1 protein-coding gene is annotated in these 436 nt (G+C 65.4%); it reads left to right on the forward strand.

All coding sequences use genetic code 11. From position 1 onward, the window contains the following. On the forward strand, nt 1-436 hold a 436-nt coding region (locus FLO80_RS23915; protein WP_149187150.1), incomplete at both ends, for a penicillin acylase family protein.

A 436-nucleotide genomic window follows, 5' to 3' on the forward strand; every position in this document is an offset into this window, starting at 1 on the left:
TTCCATCGCCGGTCTGCCGGGCGTGGTGGCGGGCTTCAACGGCAAGCTGGCCTGGGGCATGACCATGGTCCTGGGCGACAACCAGGATCTCTACCTGGAACAGTTGCGACGCCAGGGCAACCGGCTCTATTACCTGGCCGACGGCAAGTGGCAGCCAACCCGCGAACGCCAGGAAACCTTCTTCATCAAGGGCCAGCGGCCGATCCGCGAGGTCATCCACGAAACCCGCCATGGCCCGCTGCTCAACAGCGCCCTGGGCGAGCGCAAGAACATCCTCCAGCCGCTGCCGCTGAAGAGCGGCTACGGACTGGCCTACCGGAGCATCCAGCAGGAAGCCGACAAGACCCTGGACGGCTTCTTCGACCTGTCGCGGGCCAAGACCATCGAGCAGGCCTTCGACGCCACCCGCGAGATTCGCGCGATGCCGCTGAACATC

It is taken from the genome of Aquicoccus porphyridii, assembly GCF_008369105.1.
In the GTDB taxonomy this organism is placed as follows: domain Bacteria; phylum Pseudomonadota; class Alphaproteobacteria; order Rhodobacterales; family Rhodobacteraceae; genus Aquicoccus; species Aquicoccus porphyridii.